We start from the raw sequence: 15,002 nt of genomic DNA, 5'->3' as shown, positions 1-15,002 counted from the left end.
AAATTTAGCACATGTTTCCTTTAAAAAATCACAATTTTATTTTTATCGCATCTGTTCTGTCCCTTAGCTTGCTAGCGGGTTGCTCAACCCATAAAATCATTTCAAAAAAAGTAGATCGGGAATTCAAAAATTCGCCGGTCATCAAACAATATCAGGTTGGCTTTGCTCTTTATAATCCAGCAGATAAAAAAATGATTTTTCAGAAAGATGCAGACCGGTATTTCACTCCTGCTTCTAATACTAAACTGTACACTTTTTTTGCAAGCCTAAAAATGTTGCCCGATTTAATGCCCGCTTTAAAATATACCGAGCGGAATGATTCGTTAATTTTTTGGGGAACCGGAGACCCTGCTTTTCTACAGTTTGCAGTAAAAGACAAATCCGCATACAATTTTCTCCAGGCATCAAATAAAAAACTGTTTTTTTCCCCAGGACGATATTCAGGTAATTTCTTTGGCGAAGGCTGGGCCTGGGATGATTACGATTATTATTACCAGCCAGAAATTACCGAAATGCCCATTATGGATAACATGGTTACTTCTACCTATGCCTCACCTAATAAAATCAATATTGAACCAAAGGTTTTCATCTCCTGTTTCGAAATAGATTCTACCCAGAAAACAGGCAGTTTTCAGGTAAGAAGGGATTTTTTAACGAACCGCTTTCACTACCCGGCAGTTGCAGTAAAGCCCGGTTATAAGCAACAAAACCCCTATAAAACCAGCGCGCGGGCTACTGTTGAGATACTGGCTGACACTTTACACAAACCTGTTGGCATCGTAAATTTAAAGATACCACAGGATGCTAAAACCTTACCGGGCGCAAAGCGCGATTCGGTTCTAAAACATATGATGCTGCCTAGCGATAATTTTATTGCCGAACATTTGTTATTGGTTTGCGCCAACCAGATTGGTGATACATTGAGTACCGCAAAAGCCATTGATTATATTACGAAAAATTACCTTTCCTTTCTGCCTGATAAAGTAAAATGGGTTGACGGCTCCGGGCTGTCCCGACAGAATTTATTTACGCCACGAGATAATGTATACCTTCTCGATTCCATTTACAGGTTGGTAAACAATCCGGAAAAACTTTTTGATCTATTTCCTGCGGGAGGAAAAAGCGGCACTTTAAAAAATGCTTACCCTAAAACCGATAAACCTTTTGTTTTTGGTAAAACGGGTTCGCTCGGCGGTGTTCATAACCAAAGTGGATACCTACTCACCAAAAAGGGCAAAACATATATTTTCTCTTTTATGAACAACAACTTTGCAAAACCAACTGCAGAGGTACGTGGGGAAATGGTGAGAATAATGACATACATACACGATCATTTTTAAGCATATGTAATACAAAACACCTAAGCTATGAAAAAAATTTACCTGTTAATTGGCACTTCTGCACTGCTTATCGTACTCTCCTGTAAGAAAAATGATCCCCTGACACTTCCTTGTGATCCGCCCGTGCCTACCACACCATACGTAACAGATAATAGCTTTAAAATTGTCAGTTATTTCCCGAGTTACCGTGATCCCGCCAGTGTTGCAGATTCAAAATTTAAAATGATTACCCACCTCTTTTATGCCTTTCTAAACCCAAATACAGATGGAAGTTTAGTGGCATTGGAACAACCGGCCCGATTTACAGCGGTAATTCAAAAAGCGAAGGCCAATGGCGTAAAAACAGGCATTTCCATATCTGGTACAAAAAATATTTTTGTAACTATGGCTGCATCGGCAACCGCCAGAAGCCTGTTTGTAAAAAATGTACTCACTTTTGTCAAAACAAATAATCTGGACGGCATAGATATGGACTGGGAATATCCAAGTACCAGCGATGGGTCGGCAGACCATTATGTGCTCCTAATGAAGGAACTTTCAGACTCATTACATAAATACCATAAATTTTTGAGCGCAGCCATAACCCCGGGTGTATATGCAGGCAGTATTCGTGACGGATTAAAATCTGAAGTTTTCCCTGTTGTAGATTTTTTTAATATTATGGTTTATGATGGAATTGGTTGGGACAAAAATGAGCCTATTCAACATGCATCATATAATATGGCCGTTGCCAGTTTAAATTATTGGTTAAGCTCGCGGGGTATGCCAAGGGAGAAAGCGGTTTTAGGCATCCCGGCTTATGGTAAAAACGCCAATAATTCAGCAAAGGCCTATCGTGATTTTGTGACCGCTGGTGCTGATGTAAGTTTAGACAATGCTTTAATCGATGGCGTTCAGTTTTATTTTAATGGAACCATAACCACCAGAAAAAAAGCTAAACTTGCTAAAGATATTGCGAATGGAATCATGTTCTGGGAGTTCTACCATGATGAAAATGGTGATAAATCCATTATCCGTGCTGCAAATAACGAGCTTGGCAGAAACTATAATTAATATGATGCTTGACTTTAAATCGATAAAACAACCTTTTTCGAATACCATCAACATTGGAAGTACCAACTATTTATACTTTGGCGGAACGGCATATATGGGCATTCCACAAAATCAGGATTTCATAGATCTATATATCGAAGGGATAAAAAAGTTTGGGTTAAATAATGGAACCAGTCGCACCAACAATATTCAGCTGGGCATCTACAACGATGCCGAAAAAATAGCCGCGGCACGTTTTGGGGCAGAAAAAGCTTTGATTACTTCGAGTGGCTATTTAGCGGCCCAGCTTACTGTTAAAGGTTTGTCTACATTAGGCAGGGTTATGTATGCTCCGTCCGCACATCCTGCACTTTGGTTAAACGATCAGCCGACAACCCGGCAAACATTTAATGATTGGAAAAAAGAAACAATAAAGCTCATCAACGCTTCCGAAGAAAAAAACTGGGTTTTGATCAGTAATTCCATGAACAATCTTTTCCCTGAAATTTATGATTTTAACTTCCTCACCGAAATACATCCAGAAAAAAAGATTATTTTGATTGTGGATGATTCGCATGGTATAGGCATCAATAATAATGGAATGGGTGCATTGATCAACCTTCCGGTCAAATCCAATATCGAACGGATTGTTGTGGCCTCAATGGCAAAGGCATTAGGAGTAGATGCCGGATTGGTTTTGGGTTCAAATGCCCTTATTACTAAACTAAAAAGCGGCAGTATTTTTATTGGGGCATCGCCCCCCTCTGCAGCTGGTCTTTTTGCCTTTATCAAGGCCGAAAAAATATACCAACATGCATGGACAAAATTGCAGGAGAATATAAAGTTACTTACCGCCCAGTTAAACAAAAAATGGGTATTTGAACCAGAATTTCCTGCATTCTTAACACAAGATTCAAGTTTAGCTGAACGCCTGTTAAGCGAAAAAATCCTAATTTCATCCTTTCCTTACCCTAAGCCCGAATCTAGACCGATAAATAGAATTGTTTTGAGCAGCTGGCATGAAAAAGAAGATATTAAAAAGCTGGTGGCAGCCATTGATTTTTAGCCTTTCCTGATCCAATTAATTTTTCAATATTTATGACATGAAAAAACTGTTCGTATTACTGGCCTTAATACTGCTCCTTGCCAATATCGCTTCTGCGCAAACTACTACGGTTTGGATTATTAGGCATGCTGAGAAAGAAAAATCCAATCCTCAGGATACTAACCCCAGCCTCTCTGATGAAGGAAAAATCCGGGCAGGAGATTTAGCCACATATCTTAAAAAAGTAAAGTTTGATGTTGCTTTTGCCACACCCACAAAAAGAACACATCAAACATTAGATTCATTGGTAATTCCGAAAGTGGTTGACTACAAGGATATCAAATCGCTTGTGGATAGTATCAAAACCAGTTATGCAGGCAAAAATGTGATTATCGCCGGCCATTCTAATACGGTGTTGGAGATTATTGAAGCATTTGGCGGTAAAAAACCCAAAGAAGAATTAACGGACGATGATTACGATTATATTTTTGAATTATCCGTTAAAGGAGATAAAGCGCGGGTGAAAATGGATCAGTACGGCAGGCCACACCATTTGTAGTTTGTGATATCAGGTATACCACCTAGCAATTGCAGAGTTGAATTAGTGTAAGAAGGTAACATCTTACACTACATATATAATGTCCCTCAGGAGATCGTCATTCCCAACTCGATTGGGAACCACGAAGTGCTCATGAATGCCCCAGAATAAAAAACACGCATGAATAATCTTAACACGTTTGCATTAAGATTAGCTTCTCTGAACACTTCATGGTTCCCGCATGCGCGAGAATGACGATCACATTGGTGGGGTCTGTCAGCTTGTCTAAGGACTTACAATAAACCAACAATTAAACCAATAAAATCTTAAAGCTTTTCGAAGGGGATATCCATTAAGTCGTAACTTTTCCAATCAGTAAAATCATAATGCCACCATTCATTTTCCAGCACATTCATTCGGTATTTGGCCATGATGGCGATAAGAAAATCACGGTTTTTCCTCGCCTCTGGTGATACGTGTTCATATTTAGCTGCTGCAGCAGCAGAAAAGCTATCGTAAGGTGTTGGCATCAGCAGTTCTTTGCCTGTTTTCAGGTTAATTAACGTCAAATCTACCGCGCATCCCCTATTGTGTTTCGATCCCTTTGCCGGATTGGCTACAAAATTTTTATCACTTGCCTTTTTATAAAACTCCACTGTAATGGCATACGGTCGGTAGCCATCAAATATTTTTAAGCCATAACCTTTTTTATTTAATTCCCGCTGGATCTTTTTTAACGATTCTACCACAGGTTTACGTGCAAAAGCCCTCGCCTGTTTATACATTACCTGCTGCATAAAGTTATTTCTGGTGGCGTAGCGGATATCTAATTTGATATTAGGGATGGCTTTCTTAATTTCAACCAATTCGTTGTTCGGGTCTGTTTTTATGGATGCCAGGTACTGATTATAGGAGCTGACCACCACAAGCTTGTTTGTGGTGGACGGTTTATTTTGTGCGCAAACGCTAACCGAGAGGAAAAGAAATAACGTAAAGAGTTTGATTTTCATACTTTAGCATCGAGATGTTTGACTGTGGTTTTCAGGATACATCCGTTTTACATCATACATTTACATCCAACCTTTTTATTGATTCGAAACCACCAATAATTCAAGGTCCTTAAACGGCAAATTAAACATATCAGCCAGATCCTTATTGGTACAGTTACCCTGATAAATATAAAGTGCTTCGCGGATGCCAGGGTTATTCCAAACCATATTCATTAAACCTCCAAATTCACCTATATCCAATAATATTGGGGCAAAGATATTGGTAAGCGCGTAAGATGCTGTTCTTGGAACACGTGAGGCAATATTTGGCACACAATAGTGAATTACATCGTATTTTCTGAAAACCGGGTTGGCGTGGTTGGTTACCTCCGAAGTTTCGAAACAACCGCCCTGATCAATACTTACATCGATCACTACCGAATGTGGTTTCATGCGGGCAACAGTTTCTTCCATTACGATACATGGACTACGTCCGTGGGTAGCCCTGATAGCGCCTATTACGACATCACATGTTATGATAGCCTTATTCAGAACAATAGGTTGCATTACCGAAGTAAATACCCTGCTGCCCAGATTATTCTGCAAGCGGCGTAAACGGTAAATAGAACTGTCAAAAACTTTTACTTCTGCCCCTAATGCCAAAGCTGTCCTGGCGGCATATTCTCCAACCGTTCCGGCACCCAAAATCACAATTTCTGTGGGAGGAACGCCAGTAAAGCCACCTAACATTAAACCCTTACCTCCGGTTACATTGCTTAAATATTCTGCAGCAATCAAAATAGAGGTCGAACCTACAATTTCGCTCATGGCACGTACCACACTCAGTATATTACCTTCGTCGCGGAGATTCTCAAAACATAACGCATTAATTTTTTTCTGCATCAATGCTTTGAGGTAATCCTGCTTTAGCGTTCCGGTTTGTAAAGAAGAAATGAGTGTTTGCCCCTTATGCATCATTTCAATCTCTTCCAGCATGGGAGGTGCAATTTTTACCAGGATATCAGCATCAAAAACTTCTTTTTTGTTATAGGCAATTTTGGCACCCTGTTCTGCATATTCTGAATCAGAAAAATTAGCGGCAATACCTGCCCCACTTTCTAAAACAACCCGATGTCCGTTGTTTACCAACAAGGCAACAGATAATGGAGTTAGCGCAATTCTATTTTCCTGAAAAGAAATTTCTTTGGGTATTCCTATATACAGACTGTTTTTTTTATTCCTGGTTTCTAGCTTTGCCTCCTGCGTTTGTAGTAAACCCTGACGAGCTATATCGGCCATTCCTTCGCGTAATCCTGTAGCCATGTTGAATTAAAATTATGATAGTTTTAGGTCGTTCAAGGTACGCAAAATCTGTTAATTTATTGATAACGAATTGTTATACCTTCGAAAACCTGAATAACCTGCGGTTCTCATCCAGCACATTGATCTCAACCTTAACAAAATTTTCAGGCAATAATTCTTCCACCCGCTCCGGCCATTCTATTAAACAAATGCCGCCACCATAAAAATATTCTTCATATCCCAAATCGTAGGCTTCGCGGATATCTTTTATCCGGTAAAAATCAAAATGGAATACCGATCCGCTAGGGCTTTCATATTCGTTAACGATAGAATAAGTTGGGCTCGAAACCACATCGGCTACACCTAAAGTCGCGCAAAAGATTTTGATGAATGTGGTTTTGCCTGCCCCCATATCACCTTCAAAAATGAATATTTTTTGATCACCGGCAAAATCAGAAAGTTGCTGTGCAACAGCAGGTAAATCGGCTAAACTATTTACTTCGATTTCCATTTGATAAAATAAATGCAAAAGTAATACTAAAATATTTTGCTTTCGTAATGATTGATGATTTTGTTCAAATCATAATTATACCGATTATTACCTGATGAAAAAAATTCACCTCTCCCTTCCGGTAATTATTCTATTATGTTTTTTCTCTTGTAAAAAAGAAAACGTCAAATTAAGTAGCGAAAACAAGTTATTGTCATTCTCCATATTCGGCCAGTTAGCTGCTCCTATTTTCGATGAAACCATGCACACAATTACGGTAACAGTTAACCCTACAGCCAACGTGAGTGCTTTAAGTTGCAGTTTTAGCGTTTCGGCCGGTGCATTGGCAACTTTCAATAATATTAAACCTGCCGCAAATACGGCTATTGTAGATTTCTCTAATCCTGTTACGCTGAATATTTTGGCAGCTGACGGGAATACCAGTACCTGGAGCATTATTGTGAATATTGTTTGGGAAGAATACGGTCTTGGCAGATCGGTAACCGCATCGAAAAGTATTGAAAAAACATTTAAATGGTATTATGATCAAGCCGGAACCGGGACATTTTCAGCAATCAATTGCGGGCCGACTGTAGCTACAATGGCTGTTAAATGGGGTGATTCTACTTTTACCAAAACACCAGAGGATGCCCGGAATACCTATCGATCAACTGGAGGATGGTGGTATACGACTGATATTGTTAACTACCTGAATAAATACGGCATAAGCTCCTCTTATACCGCATTACCCGATAATTATCAAACGATCAGGAAATATATCGACAAAAATTACATCGTAATTTTATGTCTTGATAACTATTATCTGCGTTACAATGCAAATACTGTCCAACATGTAGACAAATATTATAAAGTCAATGCCGCAGCCTCTGGCCACTTTATTATTGTAAAAGGCTACAGACAGGTTGATAATCAGTTTTATTTCGAAGTTTATGATCCATGGTCTTACGGAGCCACTTATGCCTCAGGTAAGCAGTTAAAGGGAGAAGACCGCTACTACAGAAGCGATGACCTGGAAACGGCCACCAATATCTGGTGGGATTACGCCATTATTGTTGCTCCTAAAGGGAAAACTGTAGAAAAGTTAAATCAATTGGGCCCTAAAGCACAATTGCTGTCGGTAGCCCCCGCACAACACGGCGGGTAGTGTAGCAAAGCAAAATCCCCGATCCAGGTATAAATAGACTGGGGATTTTTATTCATTAATCAAACCTTTGTGAATAAGCAATAATGATGAATACAGATTAACTTTTAAAATAAAGCCAATGCTATAAATAACCAACAAACCATTTAATCATATCCGTTTTAGCATTAGCCAGATCTTCTTTTGACGCCGAGTGGGTTGTTTTATCAACTTTTGCCCCAGGATGACTCCTCAGGACGATTCTATTAAAAATTAACGGTCTCATGCCTCAAATCTATCTACTACCTCGGCGAGTACGTTACTACCGGAATAATCATTTCTTCCAATGAAATACCGCCATGCTGGAAAGTTTCGTTATAATAGTTTACAAACTGATTGTAGTTGTTCGGATAAACGAAATAACTATCTTCCCTTGCAAAAATATAACTGCTGCTGATGTTGATTTTCGGCAACAAGGCATCGTGAGGATTTTTAATCAAAAACACTTCTTTCGCATTAAAATTAAGGTTTCTGCCCTGCTTATACCTCAAATTAGTATTGGTACTTCTGTCGCCGATCACTTTAACCGGTTTTTTAACACGGATGGTCCCATGATCGGTGGTGATGATCACTTTAACTTTTTTCTGAGAAATTTTCTTCAATAAATCCCAAAGCGGTGAGTGTTCAAACCATGATAAAGTTAATGAGCGATAAGCGGCGTCATCATTGGCCAGTTCCCTTATCATTTGCATATCGGTACGCGCATGGCTCAGCATATCAACAAAATTGAACACAATGGCATTGAAATCATTCTGCAATAAGTTATTTGTCTGCTCTACCAGCTCTTTCCCCTGTTCAAAAGTGAGTATTTTATGATAACTGAATTTACAATCCTTTCTTAAGTTACGTTTAATGTTATCGGTCAGAAAAGCTTCTTCATGCATATTTTTTCCGCCTTCATCATCGTCATTTTGCCAAAGTTGAGGAAAACGTTTCTCCATATCTAAAGGCATCATACCGGAGAAAATTGCATTACGGGCATATTGTGTTGCCGTTGGCAAAATACTCGTATACATATCTTCTTCGTCTATCCTGAAATATTCCGATATCAACGGATTGATGATTTTCCATTGATCATATCTTAAATTATCAATCAGGATGAAAAAGACCGGAGTATTATCGTTAATAAGCGGAAAAGCTTTTTTCTTTAGTAACTCGTTCGAAAGCAAAGGCGCTTGATCTTTGTTCTTTATCCAATCCAAGTAATGTTCCTCAATAAATTTGGTAAACTGGGTATTGGCTTCCTGTTTTTGCATGGTTAAAATTTCGTGCATCTGCGGATCGTCCAGTTTTTCCAACTCAAGCTCCCAAAAAACTATTTTTTTATAGACATCAATCCATTCATCATAACTAAGCTTATCGCCCAATGTCATACCCAACCGGCGGAAATCCTGTTGATAAGCCATAGACGTTTTTTCACTCACCAGACGCTTGTTGTCGATCAGCTTTTTAATCGTCAGCAAAACCTGCTTGGGATTTACAGGTTTGATCAGATAATCATCAATTTTGCTGCCTATCGCATCTTCCATCAGGTTCTCTTCTTCACTTTTTGTAATCAGCACTACCGGAACATCAGGGTTAAGGTTCTTAATGGCAGATAAGGTTTCGATGCCGCTCATTCCCGGCATGTTCTCATCCAGAAAAACCAGGTCAAAATGAGATTTTCCAAATGCTTCCAAGGCGTCATTTCCATTGGTAAAAGTGGTTACGTGGTAACCTTTATCGTTTAATAATAATATATGAGGTTTTAACAGATCGATTTCGTCATCGGCCCATAATATTTTCGTTTCTTGCATGTTTTTGTAAAAATAGATCAGTATTGCCGTTTAATTACGGCGGCTAATTTAAACTATAAATAAAAATAGCAATTTTTGTACCGTATCTATCTATTTAACTATTTTTAACGATTGAACAAGAAGAAAATAATAAATGACCCGGTTTACGGTTTCATCAGTATCCCGTCCGAACTGGTTTACGATGTGATCTCCCATTCCTATTTCCAGCGTTTACGCTATATCAAACAGCTTGGAATGACACATCTGGTTTATCCAGGCGCTTTACACACACGTTTTCACCACGCTTTGGGCGCCATGCATTTGATGAGCCTGGCCATCAATCTTTTAAAAAGTAAAGGGCATACCATAACTGATGGAGAAGAAGAAGCCGCCATTTTGGCCATTTTATTACACGATATTGGTCATGGGCCTTTCTCGCATGCACTGGAACACTCGCTGGTAACCGGTATCAGGCATGAAGATATCTCAGACAAACTGATGCAGGACCTGAATACACATTTTGATGGACGCTTAACCCATGCCATTGAGATTTTTAACGGCACCTATCCCAAAAAATATCTTCATCAATTGATTTCAGGCCAGTTAGATCTGGACAGAATGGATTATTTAAACCGCGACAGTTTTTTTACGGGCGTGAGTGAAGGCGTAATCAGTTTCGATCGGATCATTAAAATGTTCAACGTTTATGATGACGACCTCGTGATCGAAGAAAAAGGCATTTATTCTATCGAGAAATTTTTAATTGCCCGCAGGCTAATGTATTGGCAGGTGTACCTGCATAAAACAGTAATTTCGGGTGAGATGATTCTGGTGAGGTTATTAGAACGTGCAAAAGAATTATCAGCAGCTGGCGAAAACTTATTTGCTTCACCATCCTTAAATTATTTCTTAAAAAACGATATCAATGAGGCTAATTTCTTTGCTCAGCACGAAAATCTTGAGCATTTTACCAATCTTGATGATCAGGATATTTATGCGGCTGTTAAGGTTTGGACCAAGCATGATGACAAAATTTTGTCTACTTTATGTAAAATGCTTACTTCCAGAAATCTGTATAAAGTAGAAATGGGTAATGAAAGGGCTAATACCGATCGCGTAAACTTTTTGCAGGATGCGGCCGTTAATTTACTGGAAATTAAGCCAGAAGAAGCCCGGTATTTTGTTTTCACCGATTCTATCCAAAACCGGGCTTATCATGCGGGCCTCGGAAATATCAAGATTCTAATGAAAAATAACGATATTGTTGATATTGCAAAGGCTTCTGATTTGTCCAATCTGGAGTCGTTACAAAAAACTGTAGAAAAATATATCCTCTGTTACCCAAGAGGGATTTAAGTTTTTTTAACAAAATATTTGACTTTTGGTGCCGTTTTAACTCTTATTATTGTGCAAAATATACACCATTTAACCCATGCAGGTTTTTTTGTTCATATCAATTTAACATATACCTTTGTACGATGCAATTTACTGCCACGCAGATAAGTCAGTTTCTAAACGGTTCCATTGATGGTAACCCTGATGTAGCCGTTACCGAACTTTCTAAAATAGAAGACGGGAAGGAAGGCTCTTTGTCTTTTCTTTCTAACCCGAAGTACGAAAACTTTTTGTATTCTACTCAGGCTTCAGTTGTTATCGTATCAAAAGACTTTGCACCTACCCAGCCTTATACCAGCACGCTAATCCGTGTTGAAAATCCCTATAGTGCTTTTACGATTTTATTGGATAAATACAATGAGGCTGTAAATGCGCAAAAAACACAATCAGGTATTGATAAACTGGCTTTTGTACATCCAACAGCAAAAATAGGCCATAATGTATTTATAGATGCTTTTGCCTATGTTGCCGAAAATGTAGAGATTGCCGATGGCTGCAAAATAAATGCGCAAACCTTTATCGGCGCAAATTCCAAAATTGGCGAGAACAGCAATTTTTTCCCTGGTGTAAAAATTTACCATAACTCAGTGATCGGCAAAAGAGTTACCATACATGCCAATACCGTTATCGGAAGTGATGGCTTTGGCTTTGCCCCACAAAAAGATGGCACTTACAATAAGATCCCGCAGATTGGTAATGTTATTATTGAAGACGACGTTGAAATTGGTGCAAATACCACTGTAGATCGTGCAACAATGGGATCAACCATTGTAAAGAAAGGAGCCAAAATCGATAATCTGATCCAGATTGCGCACAATGTAGAGATTGGCGAGAACACGGTTTTAGCTGCACAGTCGGGCATATCCGGAAGTACAAAAATTGGCCCCAACAGTGTTGTAGGCGGACAGGTTGGTATAGCAGGACACCTAACCTTGGCAAAAGGAACACAGATTGGTGCGCAGGCAGGTATAAATTTTAATATCACAGAAGAAAATAAACAATGGCACGGTAGTCCGGCGCAACCATTACGTAACTGGATGCGGGCCTCAGTCATTTTCAAACATCTGCCAGATGTTGAAAAAAGAATAAATAAGCTCGAAGAGGAGTTAAAAAAGCTCATCGCCGAACTGGAAAAGAATACAATACACAATGAACGTTAGACAAAGAACGATTAAACAGGAAATATCAGCATCTGGTGTTGGTTTACACACAGGTGCTAATGTTACTTTAACATTTTGCCCGGCTCCCGAAAATCACGGCTTTAAATTTCAGCGTATTGATTTAGATGGCCACCCGATTATCGAAGCTGATGCAGATAATGTTACCGATACCTCAAGAGGTACTACACTAACTCAAAATGGTGCCAGTGTAAGTACTGTAGAACATGTAATGGCATCGCTGGTGGGTATGGACCTCGATAACATACTGATTAAATTGGATGGTCCGGAAACACCAATTATGGACGGGAGTTCTATTCAGTTTATTGATTTATTGGAAGAGGTAGGAACAGTTGAGCAAAATGCAGATCGCGAGTATTTTACCATTCCACATAACATTACCTATACAGAAGAAGACAGAAAAGTAGAAATTGTGGCCATGCCGTTAGACGATTATCGTTTTACCTGCATGATTGATTATAATTCTCCTGTTTTGGGCAGCCAGCACGCAGGCATTAACACCATTGCAGAATTTAAGAAAGAAATCGCTTCTTGCCGTACTTTTTGTTTTCTTCATGAACTGGAATATCAGCTATCACACAATTTAATTAAAGGCGGAGATTTAAATAACGCCATTGTAATTGTTGATAAAGAAGTTACCAGGGATGAATTAAGTCACCTGGCTAAATTATTTAACCGTAAAGATATCGATGTTGCCCCACAAGGGATTTTGAACAACATGGAACTGCGTTACCAGAATGAGCCGGCACGTCATAAACTTTTAGATATGATCGGCGATTTAGCCCTGGTGGGCATGCATTTAAAAGGCCATATCATGGCCGCCCGCCCGGGCCATGCCGCAAACGTTGCCTTTGCGAAAAAAATTAAAGCAGCCATCAAAAAAGAGAAAAACAAAAAAGTGCAGAAGGTATACGATCCGAGTGCAAAACCATTGTTCGATGTAGTGAAGATCATGGAAATTTTGCCTCACCGTCAGCCATTTCTATTCGTTGATAAAATATTAGAGCTTTCTAAAAACCATGTGGTAGGCGTGAAAAACGTAACCATGAACGAAGAGTTTTTTAAAGGCCACTTTCCTGGTGCTCCGGTATTTCCGGGGGTACTGCAGATAGAGGCCATGGCACAGGTTGGTGGCATCCTTGTTCTTTGCACAGTGCCAGATCCGCAGAATTACCTGACCTATTTCCTAAAAATAGATAATGTACGCTTTAGGGCACAGGTACTTCCCGGCGATACTATTGTTTTCCGCTGCGATTTACTTGAACCCATCAGAAGGGGCATTGCCCAGATGAAAGGTGTAGGGATGGTTGGCGAAAAAATCGTGGTAGAAGCCGAAATGATGGCTCAAATTTCAAAAGTTAAACAAGCAGAACCCGCTCAATAATGATACAACCTTTAGCATATATACACCCTCAGGCAAAAATTGCCGAAAACGTGGTAATTGAACCTTTTGTAGTGATACATAAAGACGTTGTAATTGGCGAGGGAACCTGGATCGGATCGAATGTGACCATTATGGATGGTGCCAGGATTGGTAAAAACTGCAGAATCTTTCCTGGTGCAGTTATCTCAGGCGAGCCACAGGATTTAAAATTTGCCGGCGAAATTACCACTGCAGAAATTGGCGATAATACCACTATACGAGAATGTGTTACTGTTAACCGTGGTACAAAAGACAAATGGAAAACCACTATAGGCAGTAATTGTTTAATTCAGGCCTACTCACACATTGCGCATGATTGTGAAGTTGGAAATAACTGTATTTTTTCGAACAGTACCACCCTGGCAGGCCACATCACCATTGGAAACAATGTAGTTTTGGCTGGTTTGGTCGCTATACACCAATTTGTTAAAGTAGGTTCCTATGCATTTGTAACCGGTGGTTCATTGGTACGTAAAGATGTGCCGCCATATGTTAAAGCAGCCCGCGAGCCACTTTCATATGCCGGCATCAATTCCGTTGGTTTGCGCAGAAGGGGGTTTACCAACGAGCAGATTGATGAGATTCAGGAAATTTACCGTGTACTTTTTGTAAAACACAATAACGTAACAAAAGCTTTAGATATGATCGAAGCCGAATTTAAACCTACCGAAATCCGTGATGAGATCGTAGATTTTATCCGTAATTCTAACCGTGGAGTAATGAAGGGCTTTGGCATGGGAAGCTAATTAAGGTAGAAGGCTGAAGGTTTAAGGCGGAGGGTTAAACCCATTGCCTTAATCAAATTCAAATAAATGTTCATGAGTGATTTAAGACTGATCCGGACAGATTCAGAACATCCCGGTTTTAGGGGGTTAGTAGCTTTACTAGATCAGGACTTGGCTATTCGAGACGGTGATGATCATGCCTTTTATGCGCAATTTAATCAGGTTGACACCATTAAAGAGGTTGTTGTTGCTTACCGGCGAGAACTACCAGTTGCATGTGGCGCGATAAAATTTTTCTCCTCTACAGCAGCCGAAGTAAAAAGGATGTTTGTACATCCAGACCATAGGAAGCAGGGCATAGCTGCTAAAGTTTTAAACGAATTGGAAAACTGGGCTACTGAACTCGGTTTTTCTTCCTGCGTTTTAGAAACAGGCAAAAAACAGCCAGAAGCCATTGCACTTTATCAAAAAATGGGTTATCAACTTACGCCCAATTACGGACAGTATATTGGCGTCGATAACAGCGTTTGCATGTCAAAACCGCTCATCGCCAAACCCTAAACGCTTGG

General features: G+C 39.6%; 14 protein-coding genes. 10 read left to right on the top strand and 4 right to left on the bottom strand.

The features are described from left to right. The first annotated feature begins 11 nt into the window (after positions 1–11). From ACK1I8_RS18755 to ACK1I8_RS18740, 4 genes are read left to right on the top strand one after another with little or no spacing between them, the layout of a single operon-like run. Positions 12–1,340 carry a D-alanyl-D-alanine carboxypeptidase/D-alanyl-D-alanine-endopeptidase gene (locus ACK1I8_RS18755; RefSeq protein ID WP_412466814.1) on the top strand — a complete coding sequence of 443 codons (1,329 nt, stop codon included), beginning with the start codon at positions 12–14 and terminating at the stop codon, positions 1,338–1,340. 27 nt (positions 1,341–1,367) lie between these two features. Beyond that, positions 1,368–2,393, top strand: a complete 1,026-nt coding sequence (locus tag ACK1I8_RS18750) for a glycosyl hydrolase family 18 protein (protein ID WP_412466813.1) — start codon at positions 1,368–1,370, stop codon at positions 2,391–2,393. After that, positions 2,374–3,438 carry an aminotransferase class I/II-fold pyridoxal phosphate-dependent enzyme gene (locus ACK1I8_RS18745; RefSeq protein ID WP_412466812.1) on the top strand — a complete coding sequence of 355 codons (1,065 nt, stop codon included), beginning with the start codon at positions 2,374–2,376 and terminating at the stop codon, positions 3,436–3,438. The genes ACK1I8_RS18750 and ACK1I8_RS18745 overlap by 20 nt, the downstream gene beginning before the upstream one ends. 37 nt (positions 3,439–3,475) lie before the next feature. Continuing rightward, the gene (locus tag ACK1I8_RS18740; protein WP_412466811.1) at positions 3,476–3,976 is read left to right on the top strand and encodes a phosphoglycerate mutase family protein; all 501 of its coding nucleotides are present in this window, start codon (positions 3,476–3,478) and stop codon (positions 3,974–3,976) included. Between the two features lie 305 nt (positions 3,977–4,281). On the opposite strand, the gene ACK1I8_RS18735 is transcribed toward ACK1I8_RS18740, so the two are convergent. The 3 genes from ACK1I8_RS18735 to tsaE form a co-directional block, all read right to left on the bottom strand. Continuing rightward, entirely contained in the window at positions 4,282–4,965 is a 684-nt protein-coding gene (locus tag ACK1I8_RS18735) for a M15 family metallopeptidase (protein WP_412466810.1), read from the bottom strand. 75 nt (positions 4,966–5,040) lie between these two features. Beyond that, the gene (locus ACK1I8_RS18730; protein WP_412466809.1) at positions 5,041–6,267 is read right to left on the bottom strand and encodes an alanine dehydrogenase; all 1,227 of its coding nucleotides are present in this window, start codon (positions 6,265–6,267) and stop codon (positions 5,041–5,043) included. A 73-nt stretch (positions 6,268–6,340) separates the two neighbouring features. Beyond that, entirely contained in the window at positions 6,341–6,757 is a 417-nt protein-coding gene (tsaE, locus tag ACK1I8_RS18725) for a tRNA (adenosine(37)-N6)-threonylcarbamoyltransferase complex ATPase subunit type 1 TsaE (protein WP_412466808.1), read from the bottom strand. Between the two features lie 94 nt (positions 6,758–6,851). Between tsaE and ACK1I8_RS18720 the strand changes: the two genes are divergently transcribed. Then, entirely contained in the window at positions 6,852–7,901 is a 1,050-nt protein-coding gene (locus ACK1I8_RS18720) for a C39 family peptidase (protein WP_412466807.1), read from the top strand. 278 nt (positions 7,902–8,179) lie between these two features. Here the strand turns inward: ACK1I8_RS18720 and ACK1I8_RS18715 are convergent, their stop codons facing one another. Further along, complete coding sequence (locus ACK1I8_RS18715; RefSeq protein ID WP_412466806.1) at positions 8,180–9,733, bottom strand: PglZ domain-containing protein; 1,554 nt, start codon at positions 9,731–9,733, stop codon at positions 8,180–8,182. A gap of 111 nt (positions 9,734–9,844) precedes the next feature. Here ACK1I8_RS18715 and ACK1I8_RS18710 point away from each other — a divergent pair, with 111 nt between their 5' ends. From ACK1I8_RS18710 to ACK1I8_RS18690, 5 genes are all read left to right on the top strand, one after another. Next, positions 9,845–11,068, top strand: a complete 1,224-nt coding sequence (locus ACK1I8_RS18710; RefSeq protein ID WP_412466805.1) for an HD domain-containing protein — start codon at positions 9,845–9,847, stop codon at positions 11,066–11,068. A gap of 122 nt (positions 11,069–11,190) precedes the next feature. Beyond that, positions 11,191–12,267: a UDP-3-O-(3-hydroxymyristoyl)glucosamine N-acyltransferase gene (lpxD, locus tag ACK1I8_RS18705; protein ID WP_412466804.1), complete on the top strand. Its 1,077-nt coding sequence runs from the start codon at positions 11,191–11,193 to the stop codon at positions 12,265–12,267. Beyond that, positions 12,257–13,669: a bifunctional UDP-3-O-[3-hydroxymyristoyl] N-acetylglucosamine deacetylase/3-hydroxyacyl-ACP dehydratase gene (locus ACK1I8_RS18700; RefSeq protein ID WP_412466803.1), complete on the top strand. Its 1,413-nt coding sequence runs from the start codon at positions 12,257–12,259 to the stop codon at positions 13,667–13,669. Before lpxD ends, ACK1I8_RS18700 begins: the two co-directional genes overlap by 11 nt. Further along, the gene (gene lpxA, locus ACK1I8_RS18695; RefSeq protein WP_090983430.1) at positions 13,669–14,454 is read left to right on the top strand and encodes an acyl-ACP--UDP-N-acetylglucosamine O-acyltransferase; all 786 of its coding nucleotides are present in this window, start codon (positions 13,669–13,671) and stop codon (positions 14,452–14,454) included. The genes ACK1I8_RS18700 and lpxA overlap by 1 nt, the downstream gene beginning before the upstream one ends. A 72-nt stretch (positions 14,455–14,526) precedes the next feature. Further along, a complete protein-coding gene (locus ACK1I8_RS18690; protein WP_412466802.1) occupies positions 14,527–14,994 on the top strand; it encodes a GNAT family N-acetyltransferase in 468 nt (155 codons plus the stop codon). Positions 14,995–15,002: the final 8 nt, after the last annotated feature.

It is taken from the genome of Pedobacter sp. KLB.chiD (assembly GCF_047040275.1).
Taxonomy (GTDB): domain Bacteria; phylum Bacteroidota; class Bacteroidia; order Sphingobacteriales; family Sphingobacteriaceae; genus Pedobacter.
This window is presented reverse-complemented; position numbering and strand designations above follow the sequence as displayed.